This is a genomic window from Stenotrophomonas sp. 85239_Sma (genome assembly GCF_056481725.1).
Genome location: NZ_CM151163.1, coordinates 4,178,935 through 4,198,956 on the forward strand (window position 1 = coordinate 4,178,935; position 20,022 = coordinate 4,198,956).

The following is a 20,022-nucleotide window of genomic DNA, read 5'->3' on the forward strand; positions in this document are numbered from 1 at the left end:
CCGGCCACACGCTGATGACAGCGCCCGGACAGGCCGGTGCACCTGTCTAGCCGTGCGGCCCCTGCGCTGCCATGTGCCGCACGTGCTCGGCGGCCTGCGCATGCAGCCAGTCGCGGAAGGCGAGGAAGCCACGATGGCTGGCCGAGCGCTGCGGGTACACCAGCCAATGCGGCCACGCCGTCTTCAGTCGCAGCCTGGACAGCGCGACCAGCTGGCCGGATTCCAGCAGCAGGCGTGCCCGGGTCACCCGTCCGAGCGCCACGCCTACGCCGTCCAGCGCCGCGCGGTGGTGTGCCTCCGAATCATCCAGCACCGCCACGAAGCGCGGCGGAGGGTTCTGCCCGCTCAGCGCGAACCAGGCACCCCATGCGCCGTCGGGATCACCCAACAGCGGCCACTGGTTCAGCGGCACGCGGTCGATGCCGCCCATGCGTTCGATCAGTGCCGGGCTGGCCATCGGCAGCAGCCACTCGTCGAACAGCGGCTCCACCACCAGGCCCGGCCACTGCCCGCTGCCCAGCCGCAGCGCGGCGTCGAACTGGCGCTGCCGCTCGAAATCAACCAGGCGTTCACTCGACTGCAGGTTGATCTCGATCTGCGGGTGCTCAGCTACGAAGTGACCCAGCCGCGGCACCAGCCACGCCGACGCCATCGACGGCACCGCGCTGATCGTCAGCACGTGCTCGGCGCGTGCGGCATAGGGCTGGAAGGCCTCGTTGATCGCATCCAGATGCGGGCCGACCTGGTCGAGCAGGCGCTGCCCTTCCAGGGTGAGGGTGACGCCACGCGGCTGGCGGACCAGCAGCGGCTGTCCCAGCCGCTCTTCCAGCTGGCGCATCTGATGGCTGAGCGCGCTGACGGTCACATTCATCGACGCGGCGGCGCGCGAGAGGTTGCCCAGCCGGGCGGCGGCCACGAAGCCCTGCAGGGCATGGAGCGGAGGGCGGGACATCAGGCTTGAATTCCTCTCAAGGCATGCTTGCGGAAATGTCGCTTTGTGCCTACCCATGCTGCCCGTATCGTGCAATCCACTCAAGTGGAGGCACGCTCATGAACATCTACAGCAGCCTGTTGTTCCTGCACGGCCACGTAGCCAACGCCGAGCTGGCACGGCAGCTGGCCAGCCCGTCTGCACCTGCCCCGCAGTGCGCGCGGCAACCGGCCGCGCCGGTTCAGCCGCCGCGAACCCGTTGAACGCTCCTCAACCTGCATACCAGCGTTGGACGTGTTCAGGCAGCCACGGGATCGGATCGATATCCAATGCCCGGCAACCGTCGAGGGTGTCACGCAGCGCGCCCTCGCCGGGGCCACCGGGCATCCGCAGGCCTTCCTCTTCTGGAAGCTGCACCGCAGCCCAGTCGTGCAACCGGTCCATGCGCAGGCGCATCGCCGCCCGCAGCCACGCCTTCAGTGGATAACAGCGATAGCCTTGTTCGCCCAACGCGGCAATCGCACGCGACAACGCCGGGTTGGCACCACGTACCCATTCGGTACGACCTCCAGCCTTGTCCTGGACCGTCATCGGCGCCGGTGCGCGGTGCGCCTTGAACGGCGAACGCAGCTGCAGCTCAAGATCCCGCGCATCACGCTCGCTTTCCGCTTCCACGAGTGCACCGGCGTCGAGGTCGAAGAACTCGAACCAACGCCGGTGCAATGCGCCGATGCGTCTGAGCGGATCACGTGAAAAGCCGATCTTGGCGTAGTCCTCCCAGGCACAGGGGAAGACGTAGGCGAAGACACGACCGTCGATGCGGATATCCGATTGCATGTGCGCAGGCTGCCTCGACAACAGCCCAGGTGCAACCGGGCGTTACCGTGGATGCTGCAGCGCCTCCTGCACCGCCGCAGCCACGTCGGTGTTGTCGATGTAGCTGCCGTCGTTCCAGCGCACGTGCTGGCGGTAACCGGCATCGACACCCCGCACGCGCTTTCCAAGCAGCTCCGCGCCAGCGCCCTTTGCCCACAGCGGCACCAGCGCATTGGAATGGTTGCCGGTGGGGCGGAAGCTCATCCCCGGCATGCGCCCACGACCCTTGTTGCGTACCGGCTCGAAGGCAACGTTCTGTGCATCCGGGCCCATCGGCATGCTGTTGTCGTGGTCGGTGGTGACGATCAGCAGGTTGCGCTCCCAACCACCGTTGCGCTCGATCCATTCAACCACTGCCGCCACTGCGTCATTGAACTCCACGGTTTCCTCGATCAGGCGGCCGTATTGCGGCTGGTCGCTGCATTGACCGTAGTGCCATTCGGTACCGCAGGCGCTGGTATGCGCGGCCCAGTCGGTGGCCCCGCCTTCCACCATCAGGAACAGGCCCTTGGCCGAACGCTGCTGCAGGAACTGCAGCGCGCCGCGCGTCATGGTCGCAAGATCGGGCACGCTGTCGATCTTCCTCACACCGGAAGGCGTGGCCGCATCCTTGCCCAGCACCTGCAGCTGGCGCGCCTGCTGCAGCGTATTGGCCACGCGCGGCACGCCAATCAGCGGCCGGTCGGCCGGCAGCGTTCCCTGCGCCAGCGCAGCGAACGCTTCCTTGCTACGGATAAGGCGCCACGGCCCCGCCGGATTGCCGGCAATGGTGCTGCCCGCTTCCAGCTGCTGCCAGTCCTGCTGCGATACCCATTCCCACGGGTTCGCGCAGCCCTCGGCCTTCGTCGCACCGGCACCCTCGTCGCAGGCGCGACCATCGACGCTGTAGCCGGGGCCGCCGGTGCCCATCACCAGGTCCATGTGGCCCTGCGCCAGCATCTGGTGCGCAATGGCGTGATAGTTGTTGCGCGATGCGTTCTGCGCCGCGAACGCCGCCGGCGTGGCGTGCGCGAACGGTACCGAGGTCACCACGCCGGTGGCCATGCCCAGGCGCTTGGCGCGCAGCGTGTTGAACTCGACCGCGTTGCCATCGTTGTTGTAATTGATGGCGTTGTTGTAGGTCTTGATCCCCGAGGACAACGCCGTACCCGCCGCAGCACTGTCGGTCGCGACCGCCGCCAGGTACTGGTAGCCGGCGAACGGCAGGTCCTGCGCCGGCACTGGGGTTTCGTCCCACGCCCTGGCTGCGTCGTAGCCGAGGGCCTGTGCGTGATCGCGGGTCGGCTGGCTGCTGGCGTTCAGCGGGAAAGTGGTCACCGCCAGGCGCTGTGGGAAATCGGCATAGGGTGCGCCTTCGCGGCTGCCGTATTGCCAGTAGGCGGCCGCGTCCCAGGTACCCCAACCGGCACCGTCATTGATCATCACGATCACGTTGTGCGGGCGGGCTTCGGCGGAGGAAACGGCCTCGGCGCGCAGGTTGGGCTGGCAGCCGCCAAGCGCGGCCAGCGCGAGCAGCAGCCAAGAATGAAGCCGGCGGCGAGGAACAGGTGCAGTCATCGGATATCCCATCGGGCCATCGGCGGCCCACAATGACGATACGTTATATCGTTTCAATATTGCAGCTTGGTGCAGCCGCCACGGGCTATCCTGCAGGCCCTCCTCCATCGCCCTCTCCATGCCGTCTCCTGCTCCTGCGCGCGCGCCGCTGTCCTCGATCACCCTCGATGCGGCAACCTTCGCGGTGATCCACCAGCACCACGCGGACGTCGCGCGGCAACCGGCCTCGCTGACCAAGCTGATGACGGCCTACGCCGCTTACGAATGTGTCGAAGAGAACGGAAGGGCGTGGGACGAAGCGGTCATCATCGCCGCCGAGGATGTGCATGCGGTGGCCGACGATGAAACGCGCATGGGCCTGGTGCCCGGCGAATCGGTCAGCCTGGCACGCCTGCTGGAAGGGCTGATGATCGTCTCCGGCAATGATGCGGCGCTGGCCATCGCGCGCCATCTGGACGGATCACAGCCTGCGTTCCTTGACCGCATGAACCGGCACGCACGCCAGCTTGGCCTGCGCGACACCTGGTTCGCCAGCGTCTCCGGCATCACCACGCCGCACCATGCGTCCAGCGCGCGCGACATGGCAGTGCTGGCCGCCTGCCTGCTGAATGACCATCCGCAGATACTGGCCATCACCGCGCAGCGCGCATTCGCGCATGGCAGCTTCAGCCGCAGCAACCAGAACGCACTGCTTGGCGAAGACGGCGTGGATGGATTGAAGACCGGCTACACCCAGGCCGCAGGCTTCTGCCTGGCCGCCACCGCATGCCGGCCGGTGCCCGGGCACGACCCGCCGGCCCGCCTGATCACCGTGGTACTGGGTTCTGAAAGCCGCGACGCGCGCGACGCTCTGGTGCGCGAACGGCTGGCCGCCGGGTTCGCGGCACTGGCCGGCAACACCGCCAACGCCTGAGCGGCTCAGCGCCGCTTGACCGTCGCTACGATCAAGCGCTGCAGCTCGGCTTCGGCAGCGGCCTTGTCCAGCGCGCCGGAAGCCACGGCTTCGGACAAGGCTTCGGCCGCACCGAGAATCGCCCAGCGTCCCGCCAGCGGCACCGTGCCATCGGCAGCGAACGGGCCCAGCCAGGTGTCGCAGTTGTCGATGAAATCCTGCTGGTAGCGCCGCCGCACCTCGTGCAGTTCCGGTGCGCCGACCAGTGCGGCGAGGATGCCCTGCACTTCACTGCCCTGGCTGAGGATGCAGTCGATGTATCCGGAGGCGATGGCCGCCGCGCGATCGGCCAGCTGCGCCCTGGCGCGGCCGATGCGCTCGTTGAAGACCCGCGTCTGGCGGCCGTCGTAGTCATCGTAGAGCGCCGCCAGCAACCCATTGCGGGTGACGAAATGGTCGTAGGCCACCGGCTTGGTCACGCCGGCTGCCTCGGCCAGCCGCCCGAGCGTCAACGCGTCGGTGCCTTCGCCGCCCACCAGTGCCCAGGCCACGTCCAGCAACTGGCGGGCGCGTTGCTCGCGGGTCAATCGGCGGCGCGTGGGTGCGGCATTGGCAGGCATCGGCAGGGCACGGCGGTCAGCGCATCGGAGTACCGATTTTACGGCCGATCGCCAGCGCGGTCTGCAGATGCGCTTCGGCCGTACCGGAATCGGCGTCCAGCAGCAGATCGGATGACAGCACGCGCGCGCCGCAGTAGTCGAAGATGCCCATGTCGATCTGGGCCTTCATCGCGGCACCGTAGCCGCGCCGTTCGATCATGTCCGCGCCGGCTCCGCCGATGCCGACCAGGTGCACATGCAACCACTGCAGCTTTTTCCGTACCTTGCCATCGGCACCGTCCTGGTAGGCCCAGCCCTGGGTGAACACGCGATCGATCCACCCCTTCAGCAGCGCAGGGAACGACCACCAGTACAGCGGGTAGACCAGTACCAGCGTGTCGGCAGCCTCCAGCCGCGCCTGCTCGGCGGCGACGTCGGCGGGAGCTGCGCCGGTGCCACGGAACAGCGCCTGGTCCTGTCGGGTGAAGCGTGGATCGAAGCCTTCGGCCATCAGATCGGCGTGGGTCACGCTGTTGGCGGTATCCGACGCGGTGATCGCGTCGCCGATACGCCTGGCGACGGCCTGGGTCAACGCGCCGGATTCAGGATGGGCGGTAACGATGAGGGTGTGCATGGGGGATGTCCGGAATTCACTAACTACCAATAGTAAGTAGCGACGCCCGGGATACCAGCACCATGGGTGGGACGCTGTTTCCGCATCCACCGTATAGTGCGGCGGTTGCCGCCGAGATACCCGACGATGCACCGATATCTGCTTGCCCTTCTGCTGGCCCTGCCGATGGCAATGGCCGTTGCGCCAGCGCTGGCCGGTGAACTCAGTCCGGAAGACTCGGTCGCATTGCGCAAGGAGGTGCAGGCGATGATGGACGCCTTCGCCCGGGGCGATACCGAGCTGATCATCGCGCGCACCCATCCCAGCCTGAAACAGCTGGCCGGCGGCGACGAGGCCTATGCGCGGGCGACCCGCGATACGGTGAAGGCACTGCGCAAGGCCGGCGTCACCATCATCAGCGACGAAGCGGGCGTGCCGGGCCGCACCTATGCGGCCGGTGACGAGGACGTCTGCTTCGTACTGCGCCAATCACTGCTCCGCGTGCGCGAGGCGCCGATGCGCAGCACGTCATTCATGGTCGCCGTACGCCGTGTCGGCACGAGCCAATGGAATTTCATTGACGGTTCCACGCTGCTGGACAACCCCGCGCTGCTGCGTCAACTGCTGCCGGCTCTGGAACCTGGCGTGACGCTGCCCAAGAGTGGGATGGAAGCGCTGTAATCGCAGGCACATCCATCCAGGCATGGCGTGGAGCTTCTGCCCGCCTGCTGGCCTGGGGCCCGCGCCGAGGCTGCCGTCAGCGAAACAGCGCGTTCAACGCAGCCCCGGAAGCCGCCTGCTGCAGGCCATCGAAGCGGCCGTCCTGCACGATCGGCTGGGTCGCCTGCATCAGCCCACCCCATGCCGCGCGCGCCAGCGCACCGCCCAGGCTGACCCGGCGCACGCCGAGTGCAGCGATGTCCTGCAGGCTCAGCGGTGTCGGTCCACCGACCAGCAGGTTCACCGGCTTCGATCCCGCAGCGGCAACCACCGCACTGATCTGCTCGCGCGTGCTGATGCCCGGCGCGTACAGCACATCGGCACCGGCCTCGGCATACGCACGCAGGCGCCGCAGGGTGTCCTGCAGGTCCGGTACGCCAACGAAGAAATTCTCGGCGCGCCCGACCAGCAGCACGTCGCCACCCGCGCGGTCGATGGCTGCACGGGCAGCGCGCAGGCGCTCGACCGCCTGGTCGATCGGGCGCAGCGGTGCATCGGCCACGCCGCTGGCATCCTCGATCGACAGCGCCGCGATGCCGGTGCCGATCGCTGCCGCCACCGCCTCCCCCACGGCCTGAGGCGTGGCGCCGAAGCCATCACCGAAATCGGCGTTCAACGGCAGCGGTGTCGCTGCCGCCATCAGCCGCAGATGTTGCAGCGTGGCCTGCAGCGAAACCGCCCCATCCGGCCGCCCTTCACTCCAGGCGCAACCGGCACTGGTGGTGGCCAGTGCCTGGAAGCCCTGGCGCTGCAGGTAGCGGGCGCTGCCCACGTCCCACGGATTGGGCAGCACGAAACAACCGTGTGCATGCAATTGGCGGAAAGCCACGCGCTTGCGTTGGGTGTCGGCATCAGGCGAGGTCATGGCGGGCTCCGGGGCGGCAGACCTGCACCCTAGCCCGCCGCCCGGCCGCGCTCAATGGCGATGAAGGCGGCCGTGCATGAAGTGATACCGGCTGCTTATTGGACACCACCGTGCGCGCTGCCCGAGCGTGCTTGCCTGCCCACACAGTGCCACCACGGAGCCTTCCATGCAGCCGGACCCGCAGCCCCCCGTCGACGCCGGCGACGATGACGCCCACTGGGCCGACCTGCTCTCGCCCGCACGACGTCGCCTGATCGCATCAGCCGGACTGGCTGCCGGCGGCCTGGCCAGCGCGTCGACCGCCACCGCCGCCGCGCGCAGCGACAGCGCGGTGAACACTACCGAGCCCGGACGCCCCGGCTTCCGCGCCATCGTCCCGCCGACGCCCGAAGGCCGCAGCCCCTGGGGCCTGGCTACGGCAAGCGAGCCCACCCCGCGCCCGACCAGCGTGCGCCCTGGCGAGGCCACCCTGCCCGCCCGGCCACGCGCCTACACCGACATCAAGAGCTATCACGCGCATATCTACTTCGATGAGGACAGCTTCGAGAAGGCCGCGCTGCTGCGGCGCTGGGCGGCCGAGCGCTTCCCGGTGGAACTGGGCAACTGGAACCTTGAGCCGCGCGGCCCGCACGTCACCCCGTCGTTCTACTTCGGCTTCACCAACGACCTGCTGCCGGTGCTGGTGCCCTGGCTGCAGCTCAACAGCCTGGGCCTGACCATCCTGATCCACCCCAACACCGGTGATGGCCGTGCCGACCATCTGTATTACGCGTTATGGGTGAACCGCGCGCAGCCGGTGAATGCCTACAACTGGCCAGCGCCGAAGCCCGGGGAACGGGAACCGCTGGAGGAGGTGTTCCCGAACGTGGTGCCGACGGTGCCGCTGGAGACCTGAGCAATCGAGCATCCATCCACGCATGGCGTGGATCTACGGCGTCACGGGCCATTGCAGCATCCGTCATCGTCCGGCCTTGCCGTCATCGTCGGCCTACGTGCCTGCATCCCCGGCCAGCACGCCATTCAGCGCGCCTTGATCCAGCGCCCGCCGTACGGCCACAAGCGCTTCGGCGAATTTCAAACAATCGATTGAAACGCTGCAAACTTCGCCGAACTGGACAGTATCCGCCGGTTCCGCCAGACTGCCGCACTTTCCCGTCTTCCGGATCCCATGGCGAAGCTGCTGGTCCTGCACGGCCCCAACCTCAACCTGCTCGGCACCCGCGAGCCGGAGGTCTACGGCCACACCACGCTGGCCGACATCGACCAGGCCCTGGCCGCCCAGGCATCGGCTGCCGGGCACACCGTGGAGAGCCTGCAGTCCAACGCCGAGCATGTGCTGGTGGACCGCGTGCAGGCCGCACGCAACGACGGAACCGCGTTCATCCTGATCAACCCCGCCGCCTTCACCCACACCTCGGTTGCCCTGCGCGATGCGCTGGCGGCGGTGGCGGTGCCGTTCATCGAGATCCACCTGTCCAACCCGCACACCCGCGAGCCGTTCCGCCAGCACAGCTACTTCAGTGACAAGGCCGTGGGCGTGGTCTGTGGCTTCGGTGCCGACAGCTATCGCTACGCGATGGACGCGGCGCTGCTGCGCGTGCAGGCGGCCCGCACGTGATGATGCTCCCAAGAGTGGTTGCCGGCATCGTGCTGTGGGCCGGTGTGTGCAGCGCCAGCGTCGCCGCCGAGCGCGCGGCCGCAGGCATTGACTGCGCGCAGGCCACCGGTGGCTACGAGCGCGACATGTGCGATTCCGATCGCCTGGATGATGCCGACAGCGCATTGAACGCCGTCTACATCCAGGCGCGCGGCGAACTGAAGGCACAGGCCGCCGATGGCAGCTGCAGCCGCTGCGCGGCGGCCGAACAGCACTTGGTGAAGGCCCAGCGCATCTGGATAACCCTGCGCGATGCAGACTGCGAGGCGGTCTACGCCTTCAATGCAGACGGCACCTCGCGCAACCCTGCGAAGATGCAGTGCCTGATCACCCAGACGCGCGACCGTACGCGGCAGCTGCGCGAGTTCTACGAACTGCTTTGACCCGAGTGCAACCGCACTCCCCACCACACTGACATCACGAGCAAAGAGGCCACCATGGATCTCCGCAAAATCAAGAAGCTGATCGACCTGCTGGAAGAGTCGAACCTGGCTGAAATCGAAATCAAGGAAGGCGAAGAGTCGGTGCGCCTGTCGCGCGCCCCGGTGGCCGGCTATGCCGCCCCGATTGCAGCCCCGGTGTACGCCGCTCCGGCCGCTCCGGCGCCGCAGGCGATGCCGATGCAGTCGCCGACCGAAGCCTCCACCGGCGGCACCGCCAAGCCGGGCCCGGCGCTGCCGGAAGGCCACGTGCTGCGCTCGCCGATGGTCGGCACCTTCTACGCCTCGTCCGCCCCGGACAAGCCGGCCTTCGTCACCGTTGGCCAGCAGGTCAAGGAAGGCGAAACCCTGGCCATCATCGAAGCGATGAAGATGTTCAACCCGATCGAGGCCGACACGTCCGGCACCATCGTCGCCATCCTCGGCGAGAACGGCCAGCCGGTGGAATTCGACCAGCCGCTGTTCGTGATCGGCTGAGGGGCACGCCATGCTCGACAAAGTCGTCATCGCCAACCGAGGGGAGATCGCGCTGCGCATCCTGCGTGCGTGCCACACCCTCGGCATCCGCACGGTGGCCGTGCACTCCACGGTCGATCGCAACCTCAAGCACGTGGCCATGGCCGACGAGTCGGTCTGCATCGGCCCGGCGCCGTCGCCGCAGAGCTACCTCAACATCCCGGCACTGATCGCTGCCGCGGAAGTCACCGACGCCCAGGCCATCCATCCGGGCTATGGCTTCCTGTCGGAGAACGCCGACTTCGCCGAACGCGTGGAAGAGTCCGGCTTCATTTTCATCGGTCCCAAGGCCGACACCATCCGCATGATGGGTGACAAGGTCGAAGCCATCCGCGCGATGAAGGCCGCCGGCGTGCCGTGCGTGCCCGGCTCGGGCGGCCCGCTGGGCGAGGACATCGTCGCCAACACCAAGATCGCCCGTGAGATCGGTTACCCGGTCATCATCAAGGCGGCTGGCGGCGGCGGTGGCCGCGGCATGCGCGTGGTGCACGCCGAAGCCTCGCTGAAGACCTCGATCGAAACCACCAAGAGCGAGGCCAAGGCCGCGTTCGGCAATGGCGAGGTCTACATGGAGAAGTTCCTGGAGAATCCGCGCCACGTGGAAATCCAGGTGCTGGCCGACGGCCAGGGCAACGCCATCCACCTGGGCGAGCGCGACTGCTCGATGCAACGCCGCCACCAGAAGGTGGTGGAAGAAGCACCGGCACCGGGCATCAGCGCCGAGCAGCGCGAGCAGATCGGCAAGGTGTGCGTGGAAGCCTGCATCCGCATCGGCTATCGCGGCGCTGGCACGTTCGAATTCCTCTACGAGGACGGCCGCTTCTACTTCATCGAAATGAACACCCGCATCCAGGTGGAGCATCCGGTTACCGAAATGGTCACCGGCATCGACCTGGTGGCCGAGCAGCTGAAGATCGCCGCCGGCCAGAAGCTGTCGATCAAGCAGAGCGACGTGGTGCTGACCGGCCATGCCATCGAATGCCGCATCAACGCCGAAGACGCCGAGACCTTCGTGCCGAGCCCGGGCACCATCACCGGCTTCCATCCGCCCGGTGGCCCCGGCGTGCGCGTGGATACCCACATCTACAGTGGCTACCGCGTGCCGTCGAACTACGACTCGATGATCGGCAAGCTGATCGTGCACGGCCCGGACCGCGAAACCGCCATCGCCCGCATGCGGGTGGCACTGAGCGAAATGGTGGTCGATGGCATCAAGACCAACGTCGCCCTGCAGCAGCGGATCATGCGCGACAAGGGCTTCCAGGCCGGTGGCCAGAACATCCACTACCTGGAAAAGCGCCTCGCCGAGCGCAAGAACAAGCCGATCGCACTGACCTGATCGGCGGCAGGTGCTGGACATGGAAAGGGCGGGGATCTCCCCGCCCTTTTCTGTTTCCTTCCTGTAGCGCCGGGCATGGCCCGGCTCTACACTGGCGGGCTCAGCGCGCGTCCGCCGCCGTCGCCGGGATCTGCGAATTGGCCAGCGGCCGCACGCCATTGGGCGAGGTCGGATCGACGATCACCATGGTTTCGGTGGAACCATCGGGCCACACCACCTGGAAGGTGCTGCCGGCCGGCAGTGAAGTGAACGGCATGCCACTCTGCGCGCGATAGACCGCAGCGACCTGGCTGGCACCGGCGCGACGCACGTCTTCCTGCGCCTTCACCGTGGTCAGTTCGACCTTCGACAGATGCCGGTAGCGATCCTCGTAGGTATCGATCATCAACAGGCCAACCGCGCCGGCCGAGTAGGCCACGAACAGCGCCACCCAGAACCAGAACTTGGCCCCGTGCAGGAATCGGCGGTAGTTCATTGCTCGTTCCTCTTTCCAACCAATCGCTTGATCCATTCCTTCATTTTCCCAGCACCTTGCCGCGATACCGCAGCGTCATACACGAAATCCCGGAAATCCTGCGCCCCATCCTGCGAACAGATCCCTCCGTTCGCACAAAAATTGTTGACCAGCACGCTGTCCGCTCCACAGGCTAGACCGAGTTCACAGGCCGCAAGCCGCCATGCAAGTTCACTGAGCTGCTCGCCGGCCACCAGCCCGTCAAGCGCGCGGTCACCGGCAGCACGCACGCCCATGCCCGGCGCGATGGCCATGTAGGCCTCCGGGTCGCGCGAGGTGCGCACGCGCTCGACCAGGTCGCGGCGGTACTCGGCACTGTCGTGCAGCGGCTCACCTTCGGCGAACAGCGCTGCTTCCGCAGCCAGGTTGCCCTGCGCGGCCGCTTTGCGGCGTTCGGACAGCACCAGCGCCGCGCCCAGCTTGTCGCCCGGCACGAATCCGCCGCAGCGCTGCGCCACGCGCTCGCGCGCCTCGACCATCGCCGGCGCCGCCGTCAGGCCCAACCCACTCAGTACGTTGTTGTCCAGGCGGTAGCCGCCCGGATCGAGTGCGTACTGCGCGCAATAGTCATAGACGCGGCTGAGCATCCAGCGCGCCTCGTGATTACCGTTGTCGGCCTGTGTGCGCAGGCGCTGGGCGTAGGCATACAGGTCGCTGGCGTCTTCGATGTCGGCGCGCAGGTCCAGCGGCAGGCCAGACGGCAGCGTGTTGCCCCGCTCGAAGGCCGCCAGCCGTCGCGCCAGTGCTTCGGGCACCACCGGCAGCGGCGCTCCGCTGTCACGGCTGGCCACCGCCAGTGGCAGGTCCGGCGACGCCGACGGCGATGCCCCGCCCGCTGCGTGGCCGCTGGCCCGATACCCGGCCACGCCCAGCACGGCCACCGCCGGCAGCACGAGCAACCAGGTTTTCAGGGTCGGAGCGAAGGCCATCGGCGGCGGTGAGCGTTCACGGCGCACAGGAAAGCGCCGAGTTTAGCAAGGCCCGGCAGGCCTGTCTGAACTGCGCCCGTTCATCTCAAGGCGGCATCTCAGGCGATACGGAGACGCCCCGATGGTCTAGCATGGCCCCCTTTCCCGCGATTGCCCCCACCGCCATGCCGTTCCTGGAACTGACCCTGCGCTGCACCGAAGCCACCCAGCCCCGCTATGAAAATGCGCTGGAGGACGTCGGCGCACTGGCCGTCACCCTGCTCGATGCCGAAGCCGACACCAGCAACGAACAGGCCATCCTCGAACCGGGCGTGGGTGAAACGCCGCTGTGGGACACCCTGGTGCTGAGCGCGCTGTTCCCCGCCGACAGCAACGCGCTGTTGCTGCTGGCCGCACTGGAATCCTTCGACCCGGAACTGGACTGGAGCAATGGCAGCTTCCGCGCGGTCGAAGACGAAGACTGGGAACGCGCCTGGCTGGACCAGTTCCAGCCGATGGATTTCGGCAGCCGCACCTGGATCGTGCCGTGGAACCATGAACTGCCGGACGCTGCACAGGCCGCCGATGCCGCCGTGGTGCGGCTGGACCCGGGCCTGGCGTTCGGCTCGGGCACCCACCCGACCACCGCCCTGTGCCTGCGCTGGCTGGACCAGCTGGCCGTGGACGGCCAGCTGCAGGGCCAGCGCGTGCTCGACTTCGGCTGCGGCTCGGGCATCCTCGCACTGGCCGCGCTGAAGCTGGGCGCTGCCGAAGCGATCGGCGTGGACAACGATCCGCAGGCGCTGGTCGCCACCGCCGACAATGCCGAGCGCAATGGCGAGCAGGCCCGCATGCATGTGTACCTGCCGCAGGACGAACCGGTCGCCACCTACCCGGTCGTGGTCGCCAACATCCTTGCTTCGGCGCTGGATGCCCTGGCCGAGCTGCTGGCCGCACGCGTCGCCGCTGGCGGTCGCATTGCCCTGTCGGGCATCCTGCATGGTCAGGAAGGCGAACTGCTGCAGCGCTACGCCGCGTGGTTCGACGATCTGCAGGCCACCCAGGATGGCGACTGGATGCGCATCACCGGCGTGCGCCGCGCCTGATCATGATTGAATGACCGCTGGATCCGAGCCCGCGCCCTGAGCATGTCCGAGCCGAACCCGCCGCGCCGTCCCCTGGCCACCTTCCTGCGCCCCGCGCCGGAAGGCGAGGCTGCACCTGCGACCGATGCGCGCACGCCCGACCCGGCGGCGCATGGCATTCCTGCCGGGGAGACTGGCGACCCGATCGGCGCGGCGTTGCCGCCGATGGCGGAGACGCGACAGATCGATGACACCGTCATCCTCGACGAGGCGGCCGTGATCGAACCCGTCCTTGCCGTCCCGGCCGCGCAGGCCGTGGCCGGCGATGCGCCGAGCTTCCTGGGCACTTCACGGCCGCGCGCGCTGCCGACGCCGCGCTGGCACTGGGTGCTGGTTGCCGGGCTGGCACTGCTGCTGGTACTGCAGAGCGTGCTGGCCGATCGTGCGCGACTGGCCGCCGACGCCGGCAACCGCGCCTGGCTGGGCGCGTTGTGCGGCGCACTGCGCTGCAGCCTGCCGCCCTGGCACGAGCCCACCGCCTTCACCATGACCAGCCGTGAGATCCGTCCGCTGCCGGGCCAGCCCGGCGTACTGCAGGTGCAGGCCAGCATCCGCAACGATGCGCGCTGGGCACAGGCCTGGCCGGACCTGCGCCTGTCGCTGTCCGATGCCGATGGCCGGGTGATCGGCAGCGGCGTGTTCGCACCGGCGCAGTACCTCGGCGAGGCCCCCGGCGCGGCCCTGCTGGAACCGGGCCAGAGTGCGCGCATCGCGTTCCGCGTGCAGGAGCCTGCCGCGTCCACCGTCGCATTCACCTTCGACTTCCTCTGACCAAGGTAGAGGCGACCAGCCGTGGCAGGTCGGGCACGCTCGCGCTAGACTGGCCGCCACCACCTCGTCCGGCCGCGCGCTCCGCGCGCACGGGCCAACCAGATCGGGAACCCCCTTGAACGCTGTCCTCTCTCGTCCTGACAACAGTCGTGGCGCTCCCCGGCCACCGCTGCGTGAACACGTCGCCCAGTCCGTGCGCCGCTACCTGCGTGACCTCGATGGCTGCGACGCGGACGATGTCTACGAGATCGTGCTGCGCGAGATGGAAATCCCGTTGTTCGTGGAAGTACTCAACCACTGCGAAGGCAACCAGAGCCGTGCCGCCGCGATGCTGGGCATCCACCGCGCCACCCTGCGCAAGAAGCTGAAGGAATACGGCATCAGCGCCTGAGCGCGCGTGGGTAGTGCCGGCCGCTGGCCGGCAACCTCATGAACGATGACAGGATTGCCGTTGCCGGCCAGCGGCCGGCACTACCCGTAGATCCACGCCATGCGTGGATGCCGCCCCGGCAGAATCAGCCGCCTCCGCCTGCCTTCCAGTAATACCGCACCACGTGGAAGAACACCGGGGCGGCGAAGCACACCGAGTCCAGCCGGTCGAGCATGCCACCATGGCCCTCGATCATGTGGCCCCAGTCCTTGATGCCGCGGTCGCGCTTGATCGCCGACATCACCAGGCCGCCCCAGAATCCCATCAGGTTGATCAGCAGCGACAGGCCGAACGCCTGCAGCGGCGTGAACGGGGTGATCCACCACAGCGCCGCGCCCAGCGCACTGGCACTCAGCACGCCGCCCACGAAGCCCTCCACGGTCTTCGACGGCGACAGCTTCGGCGCAATCAGGTGCCTGCCCAGCAACTTGCCCCAGATGTACTGCAGCACGTCCGAGGACTGCACCACGATCACCAGGAAGGCGAACAGCAGCACGTTGCGCGACGGGTCATGGCCGGGCACGTGCAGGTTCAGCAGCAGCGGCACGTGCGAGATGCAGAACACGCAGATCATCAGCCCCCACTGCACCTTCGCCGTGCGCTCCAGGTAGTGCGTGGTGTCGCCACCGATGGTCGACAGGATCGGCAGGAACAGGAACGCGTACACCGGGATCAGAAGCGTGTACATGCCGTACCAGTCGATCCACACCAGGTAGTACTGCCAGGGCAGCACGATGTAGAACGCGGCCAGCAACGCGTAGTAGTCCCCTGAGCGTGTCGGTGCCAGGGTGATGAACTCGCGCAGCGCGAACAGCGAGATGATCGCGAACAGCACGATCACGCCGGCACGGCCGAAGAACAGCGCCAGCCCGACCACGATCGCCATCACCCACCAGGCACGGATGCGTGACACCAGGTTGGCGATCACCGCACTGGGCCGACCGCGCTGGCGCCAGCGCAGGGTCTCGGCCACCAGCGTGGCCAGCACCAGCACCGCACCGACACCGGCAAACAGCAGGCCGGTCTGCTGGCCTACGCTCTGCGTTGCCAGATCGCCAGATACATCCAACACGAAACTCATGCACGCCCCCCGTTCGGCGCCAGGTCCAGCAGCGCCTGCCGGCTGCGGGCCAGGAAGGCCGCCTTGTCCTCGTCGGCCTGCAGCCGCAGCGGCGTCCCGAACGTGGCCGTGCACAGCAGCGGCAACGGCAGGAACCGCCCCTTGGGCATCACCCGCTTCAGGTTGTCGATCCACACCGGCACGAACTCCAGCTCCGGCCGTTGCCGCGCCAGATGGTAGATGCCGCTCTTGAACGGCAACAGCGGCTCATCGCCCACATTGCGGGTACCTTCCGGAAACAGGATCAGCGAGCAGTCTTCGTCCACCGCGTCACGCAGCACCTGCAGCGGGTCCTGCCGGCGCTGGCCGGCCTCGCGTTCAACCAGCACGCCGTTGAACACCGCGTCGATCAGGTAGCGGCGCAGGCCATCGCGCTGCCAGTATTCGGCCGCAGCCACCGGGCGCACCTGGCGCCGCAGTGCTGGTGGCATCGACGACCAGATCAGCACGAAGTCACCATGGCTGGCATGGTTGCCGTAATACACGCGTCGTTCGCTGGACGGCGCGCAGCCGATCCACAGCGCGCGGGCGCCGGTCACCACATGGATCGCGCCACTGCAGGCGCGGGCAATCAGCTCGGCGAACATTGGTCCCTCCCGTTCACGTCTGCGGCCACAACACGGCCAGCACCAGCAGTGCGAACTGCACTGTGGTCAGCAGGTATTGGCGCAGCAGCAGGCGGCGCATGCCGGCCCAGCGCGCGTCCCAGCCGCGCAGCGGCGCATCGGGCGCCGCGCGACGCAGGCCACTGTCGTGCAGCAGCTGATCAGTGCGGCGCGCAGCGGCTTCGCCGTCCAGGCCCTCATCGCGCAGCAGCTGCAGCAGGCTGGCATCCAGCCCGACCCGCCATGCCTGGCAGGCCTGTGCGATACCCACGGCAACACTGATCAGCAACAGGCCGGCAGCGATCATCGCCAGGCCCGGCTCGATGCCGAGCAGCAGCAACGCCACCAGCAACAGGCCCAGCGACAGCAGCGCCGGCCAACGCCCCTGCCGCAACAGCAACTGCATGGTCGCCAGATCGGGGGCCTTGCTCATGCGCGCGCTCCTGCAGCAGTGATGGCCTTCAGGTGCGCTGCGCCCAACACGATGCCGGGGCGTGCACCACGCACGATCGCCACCGCCGCGTCCGCGTCGGCCACACGACCACTGCGCAGCAGCCAGGTCGCCACACTGGCGGCGCTGCGCGAATAGCCCAGCGCGCAACAGACCAACAGTGGCCCCTGCATGCGCAGGCGCTCGATGGCCTCGGCCGCCGCGCGCAGCTGTTCCGGCGTGGGCACCACCAGGTCCAGCATCGGCACGCTGGCATACGCCGCGCCCGATGCACGACAGGACAGTTCAGCACAGGTATCGACCACGCCGACCAAGGGTGTTGGCAACGCAGCACAGGGAATGCGCCCCAGCCACACGCCATCCATCACCGGCACCGGCTGCGGCGCACGTCGCGTCCACAGCCGCGAATTGATCCAGGCCGCGCCCAGGTACGGCGCCAGCAACCAGCGCGCCGCCATGGTCAGCCGCCCATCGGCGCGCTTCTGGAACACCGCCGTGCCCAGCCCGGCATAGGCCAGCGCCACCAGCAGCAGCGACACCACCGGCCACAGCAGCCACAACGCCACACTCCGCAGCAGGATCACCGGCACCATCAGCACAGCGGCCCCCAGCAGGTACAACCCCGCCAGGCGCCAGCGCCCGGCATCACGTGTCGTGCGCCATGCACGCAGCGGTGGCGTGCCCTGCTCCGGCCACAGCCAGACGCACAGCCAGCCGGCCAGCAGGCCGGTCGGGATATCGATGAAGTGATGCTGGAACGTGGTCAGCACCGAAACGCCGATCAGCAGCGCCCACCCATGCAGCACCCAGCGCCACGCACCGTGCAGGTATTGCGCGAACTTCACCCACAGCACGATCAGCAGCACGATGTGCAGCGACGGCGCCTGGTTGAACGGCTTGTCGAAGCCCAGCAGCACGTCGAACAGCCAGCCAAACACACCGCCAATCTCCGGCCGCTGGAAGCTGAAGCGCAGCGGCCACAGCAGGAAGCAACTCACGGCGATCAGCTGTGCACTGAACAGCCGCAGCGCGTGCCGGTCCAGTTCGAGGCGCTGCCGGCACAGGAAGAACGAGACCGCGTAGAACAGGTCGATCGACCAGTACGGCACGATCGTCCACGGCACGAACGGGATATGCGCCTCCCACGCGAACGCCATCACCGGCAGCGTAGCGTGGCGGCCGGCCATCCAGTTGGCGAAGCCATAGCTGGCGAAGAAGAACGGGCCCAGCAGGGCCAGCCACAACAGGGCGCGCCGCCAGGGGCGCCCCTCTGCGGCCAGCGGGGATGCGGCGAGCGTCGCCATCACGCGATCCGGCGCGCCAGCGACACCGTGAAGATGCCGAAGTCGTCGATACGCTGCGCCACCTTCTCGAACCCGGCCAGGCGCACCAGCTCATCCATTTCCTGTTGGGTACGGCGGCGCATCACCCACGCGGCGCCACCCCGATGGCTGGTCAGCGCGCGGGCGATGAATTCCAGCTGCGGGTGCCAGGGCTGGCCGGTATAGGCCAGGTAGCCGCCCGCCGGCACCGTCGCGGCAATGCCCTGCAGCGAGCGCAGCACCGCATCGTTGTCGGGGAACAGCTCGTACAGGCCCGATACCACCGCCAACGTCGGTGCCGGGTCGACCTTCGCCAGCTGCACCGGGTCGAACGCATCGCCCTGTTCGAAGCGGGCGATGTCGGCCGCCCCCAGGCGCTCTATCAAGGCCTGGCCCTGGGTGACGTTCAGATCGCTGAAGTCACGCAGCACGATGCGCTCGGCGCGCTGTTCGCCCTGGCCCAATGCTTCCAGCACGTAGCGGCCATGGCCAGCGGCCACGTCCAGCACGCGCACCGGCGCGCCCTGCCCGCGCAGGCGCTGGGCAGCATCGCGCAGCAGTTCCTGCAGGTGCTGGCCACGCACGCGGATGCCGCGCCAGCCGATCGCGTCCAGATAATTGCGGTCGACCATGCGACCCAATGGGCCCTTGCCGCGCGCTTCATCGCGGTAGATGTAGTCGAGCGTGCTGCCCGAATCGAAACCGGTCTGCAGTCCCAGCGCGATGCCTTCAGAGAGCGTGCCGCCGAAGCGCAGGCCGCCACGAACTACGCGCCAGCGCAGGTCGGCCAAGCTGTTGCGCTCCGGTGGCCAGGCCAGGATCTCCGATTCCTCGAACGTCGGCCCATGGCGGTGCGCATCGCGCCGTGACAGCTCACGCAGCGGTTCGGCGAAACGCGCCTGGATGAAGCTGCGGATGCGCGCCAGTGCCGGCGCCCGATCACGTTCGCCCAGCGTGTCGTGGAAGAAGCCCGGCAGGTGCACGCGCTCCTTGACCGGGCTGGACAGGCGCTCGTAGAAGCGGTCCTGCGGGCCGCGATGCACGACGAAGTCCGAGCCGGACACCAGCAGCTGCACCGGCACACTGATCGCCTGCGCATCGGCGACGATGCGGTCGGCGGCCTCGTACAGGCCCAGCAGTACGCGCACCGAGATCGGCCGGGTGATCAGCGGATCGGTGCGGTAGCTTTCCACCCGCGCCGGGTCATGGGTCAGCCACTGCGGCTTGACGTAGCTGTTGACGAAGAAGTTGCCACGCAGCTTCTGCATCAAGGCCAGGCCCGGGCGTGCGAACGGCACGTACAGCTTCACCTTGAACGCCGGCGAAGCCATCACCAGCGCGCGCAGGCGCGGTGCGTAATCGTGCACCCAGGTGGCGGCAACCACCGCTCCCACGCTTTGCGCGATCACCACGATGTCCTGCACCGCGATGCCATGCTCGGCGCCGATATGGGCAATGAAGCTGTCCAGATCGCGCACCAGCGCCGGGAAGCCCGGTGCATCGCCACGTGCGCCCGGCGAACGGCCATTGCCACGCGCGTCCCAGGCGAAGAAGGCGGTGTCGGGCAGGTCCAGCTCATCGACCAGGTGGGTGACACGCCCGGAGTGCTCGTGGCCACGATGCAACAGCACGATGGCCTTGGTGGCCGGGGTGGCGGTGGTGCCCGCCCAGTACCGGTAGAACAGCGGTCCCTGGTCGAAGCTGTGGAATTCCCGTTCCTGCGCCTGGCGCATGCAATCTCCTGATTGTCT

24 protein-coding genes are annotated in these 20,022 nt (G+C 68.0%); 11 read left to right on the forward strand and 13 right to left on the reverse strand.

Annotation, left to right across the window (positions count from 1 at the left end; all coding sequences use genetic code 11):
* Window positions 1-46 precede the first annotated feature (46 nt).
* The gene (locus ACYKG1_RS19395) at window positions 47-952 is read right to left on the reverse strand and encodes a LysR substrate-binding domain-containing protein (protein ID WP_100474088.1); all 906 of its coding nucleotides are present in this window, start codon (window positions 950-952) and stop codon (window positions 47-49) included.
* Between the two features lie 98 nt (window positions 953-1,050).
* Here ACYKG1_RS19395 and ACYKG1_RS19400 point away from each other — a divergent pair, with 98 nt between their 5' ends.
* Window positions 1,051-1,194 carry a hypothetical protein gene (locus ACYKG1_RS19400; protein ID WP_202908131.1) on the forward strand — a complete coding sequence of 48 codons (144 nt, stop codon included), beginning with the start codon at window positions 1,051-1,053 and terminating at the stop codon, window positions 1,192-1,194.
* Between the two features lie 7 nt (window positions 1,195-1,201).
* Here ACYKG1_RS19400 and ACYKG1_RS19405 read toward each other — a convergent pair whose 3' ends face one another.
* Window positions 1,202-1,768 (reverse strand): GIY-YIG nuclease family protein, encoded by a 567-nt coding sequence (locus ACYKG1_RS19405; protein ID WP_100474089.1) that lies wholly within the window; start codon window positions 1,766-1,768, stop codon window positions 1,202-1,204.
* A gap of 42 nt (window positions 1,769-1,810) precedes the next feature.
* Window positions 1,811-3,364: an alkaline phosphatase gene (locus ACYKG1_RS19410; RefSeq protein WP_478471144.1), complete on the reverse strand. Its 1,554-nt coding sequence runs from the start codon at window positions 3,362-3,364 to the stop codon at window positions 1,811-1,813.
* Between the two features lie 118 nt (window positions 3,365-3,482).
* Between ACYKG1_RS19410 and ACYKG1_RS19415 the strand changes: the two genes are divergently transcribed.
* Window positions 3,483-4,277 (forward strand): D-alanyl-D-alanine carboxypeptidase family protein, encoded by a 795-nt coding sequence (locus ACYKG1_RS19415; RefSeq protein WP_100474090.1) that lies wholly within the window; start codon window positions 3,483-3,485, stop codon window positions 4,275-4,277.
* Between the two features lie 5 nt (window positions 4,278-4,282).
* On the opposite strand, the gene ACYKG1_RS19420 is transcribed toward ACYKG1_RS19415, so the two are convergent.
* Both ACYKG1_RS19420 and ACYKG1_RS19425 read right to left on the reverse strand, forming a co-directional pair.
* On the reverse strand, window positions 4,283-4,876 hold the full coding sequence (locus ACYKG1_RS19420; protein ID WP_100474091.1) for a TetR/AcrR family transcriptional regulator: 594 nt from the start codon (window positions 4,874-4,876) through the stop codon (window positions 4,283-4,285).
* A 16-nt stretch (window positions 4,877-4,892) separates the two neighbouring features.
* The gene (locus ACYKG1_RS19425) at window positions 4,893-5,489 is read right to left on the reverse strand and encodes an NAD(P)H-dependent oxidoreductase (RefSeq protein WP_100474092.1); all 597 of its coding nucleotides are present in this window, start codon (window positions 5,487-5,489) and stop codon (window positions 4,893-4,895) included.
* A gap of 126 nt (window positions 5,490-5,615) precedes the next feature.
* On the opposite strand from ACYKG1_RS19425, the gene ACYKG1_RS19430 reads away from it, so the two are divergent.
* Entirely contained in the window at window positions 5,616-6,149 is a 534-nt protein-coding gene (locus ACYKG1_RS19430) for a hypothetical protein (protein ID WP_262083568.1), read from the forward strand.
* Between the two features lie 76 nt (window positions 6,150-6,225).
* On the opposite strand, the gene ACYKG1_RS19435 is transcribed toward ACYKG1_RS19430, so the two are convergent.
* Window positions 6,226-7,053 (reverse strand): isocitrate lyase/PEP mutase family protein, encoded by an 828-nt coding sequence (locus tag ACYKG1_RS19435; RefSeq protein ID WP_262083569.1) that lies wholly within the window; start codon window positions 7,051-7,053, stop codon window positions 6,226-6,228.
* A gap of 166 nt (window positions 7,054-7,219) precedes the next feature.
* On the opposite strand from ACYKG1_RS19435, the gene ACYKG1_RS19440 reads away from it, so the two are divergent.
* The 5 genes from ACYKG1_RS19440 to accC all read left to right on the forward strand — a co-directional run bounded on the left by ACYKG1_RS19440 (window position 7,220) and on the right by accC (window position 11,005).
* Window positions 7,220-7,948 (forward strand): DOPA 4,5-dioxygenase family protein, encoded by a 729-nt coding sequence (locus ACYKG1_RS19440; RefSeq protein ID WP_100474095.1) that lies wholly within the window; start codon window positions 7,220-7,222, stop codon window positions 7,946-7,948.
* A 273-nt stretch (window positions 7,949-8,221) separates the two neighbouring features.
* Entirely contained in the window at window positions 8,222-8,671 is a 450-nt protein-coding gene (aroQ, locus tag ACYKG1_RS19445) for a type II 3-dehydroquinate dehydratase (protein ID WP_478471145.1), read from the forward strand.
* Window positions 8,671-9,093: a lysozyme inhibitor LprI family protein gene (locus ACYKG1_RS19450; RefSeq protein WP_202908159.1), complete on the forward strand. Its 423-nt coding sequence runs from the start codon at window positions 8,671-8,673 to the stop codon at window positions 9,091-9,093. The genes aroQ and ACYKG1_RS19450 overlap by 1 nt, the downstream gene beginning before the upstream one ends.
* 54 nt (window positions 9,094-9,147) lie before the next feature.
* Window positions 9,148-9,627, forward strand: coding sequence for an acetyl-CoA carboxylase biotin carboxyl carrier protein (gene accB, locus ACYKG1_RS19455; RefSeq protein ID WP_100474098.1), 480 nt, complete (start codon window positions 9,148-9,150; stop codon window positions 9,625-9,627).
* A 10-nt stretch (window positions 9,628-9,637) separates the two neighbouring features.
* The gene (accC, locus tag ACYKG1_RS19460; protein ID WP_100474099.1) at window positions 9,638-11,005 is read left to right on the forward strand and encodes an acetyl-CoA carboxylase biotin carboxylase subunit; all 1,368 of its coding nucleotides are present in this window, start codon (window positions 9,638-9,640) and stop codon (window positions 11,003-11,005) included.
* Between the two features lie 100 nt (window positions 11,006-11,105).
* Here accC and ACYKG1_RS19465 read toward each other — a convergent pair whose 3' ends face one another.
* Window positions 11,106-11,480, reverse strand: coding sequence for a hypothetical protein (locus tag ACYKG1_RS19465; protein ID WP_100474100.1), 375 nt, complete (start codon window positions 11,478-11,480; stop codon window positions 11,106-11,108).
* Complete coding sequence (locus ACYKG1_RS19470; protein ID WP_100474101.1) at window positions 11,477-12,448, reverse strand: hypothetical protein; 972 nt, start codon at window positions 12,446-12,448, stop codon at window positions 11,477-11,479. The genes ACYKG1_RS19465 and ACYKG1_RS19470 overlap by 4 nt, the downstream gene beginning before the upstream one ends.
* 164 nt (window positions 12,449-12,612) lie before the next feature.
* Here ACYKG1_RS19470 and prmA point away from each other — a divergent pair, with 164 nt between their 5' ends.
* The 3 genes from prmA (at window position 12,613) to fis (ending at window position 14,734) form a co-directional block, all read left to right on the forward strand.
* Window positions 12,613-13,533: a 50S ribosomal protein L11 methyltransferase gene (prmA, locus tag ACYKG1_RS19475; RefSeq protein WP_100474102.1), complete on the forward strand. Its 921-nt coding sequence runs from the start codon at window positions 12,613-12,615 to the stop codon at window positions 13,531-13,533.
* A 42-nt stretch (window positions 13,534-13,575) separates the two neighbouring features.
* Entirely contained in the window at window positions 13,576-14,343 is a 768-nt protein-coding gene (locus tag ACYKG1_RS19480; RefSeq protein ID WP_478471146.1) for a DUF3426 domain-containing protein, read from the forward strand.
* Window positions 14,344-14,458: 115 nt separating this feature from the next.
* Window positions 14,459-14,734, forward strand: coding sequence for a DNA-binding transcriptional regulator Fis (fis, locus tag ACYKG1_RS19485; protein ID WP_005419706.1), 276 nt, complete (start codon window positions 14,459-14,461; stop codon window positions 14,732-14,734).
* A gap of 124 nt (window positions 14,735-14,858) precedes the next feature.
* On the opposite strand, the gene ACYKG1_RS19490 is transcribed toward fis, so the two are convergent.
* From ACYKG1_RS19490 to ACYKG1_RS19510, 5 genes are read right to left on the reverse strand one after another with little or no spacing between them, the layout of a single operon-like run.
* Complete coding sequence (locus tag ACYKG1_RS19490) at window positions 14,859-15,854, reverse strand: phosphatidate cytidylyltransferase (RefSeq protein WP_087923789.1); 996 nt, start codon at window positions 15,852-15,854, stop codon at window positions 14,859-14,861.
* Window positions 15,851-16,480 (reverse strand): lysophospholipid acyltransferase family protein, encoded by a 630-nt coding sequence (locus ACYKG1_RS19495; RefSeq protein ID WP_087923790.1) that lies wholly within the window; start codon window positions 16,478-16,480, stop codon window positions 15,851-15,853. The genes ACYKG1_RS19490 and ACYKG1_RS19495 overlap by 4 nt, the downstream gene beginning before the upstream one ends.
* Window positions 16,481-16,493: 13 nt before the next feature.
* Window positions 16,494-16,931 (reverse strand): hypothetical protein, encoded by a 438-nt coding sequence (locus tag ACYKG1_RS19500; protein ID WP_478471147.1) that lies wholly within the window; start codon window positions 16,929-16,931, stop codon window positions 16,494-16,496.
* Window positions 16,928-18,253, reverse strand: coding sequence for a phosphatase PAP2/dual specificity phosphatase family protein (locus tag ACYKG1_RS19505; protein ID WP_100474106.1), 1,326 nt, complete (start codon window positions 18,251-18,253; stop codon window positions 16,928-16,930). Before ACYKG1_RS19505 ends, ACYKG1_RS19500 begins: the two co-directional genes overlap by 4 nt.
* Window positions 18,253-20,004 (reverse strand): bifunctional alpha/beta hydrolase/class I SAM-dependent methyltransferase, encoded by a 1,752-nt coding sequence (locus tag ACYKG1_RS19510; protein ID WP_478471148.1) that lies wholly within the window; start codon window positions 20,002-20,004, stop codon window positions 18,253-18,255. The genes ACYKG1_RS19505 and ACYKG1_RS19510 overlap by 1 nt, the downstream gene beginning before the upstream one ends.
* Between the last annotated feature and the right edge of the window lie 18 nt (window positions 20,005-20,022).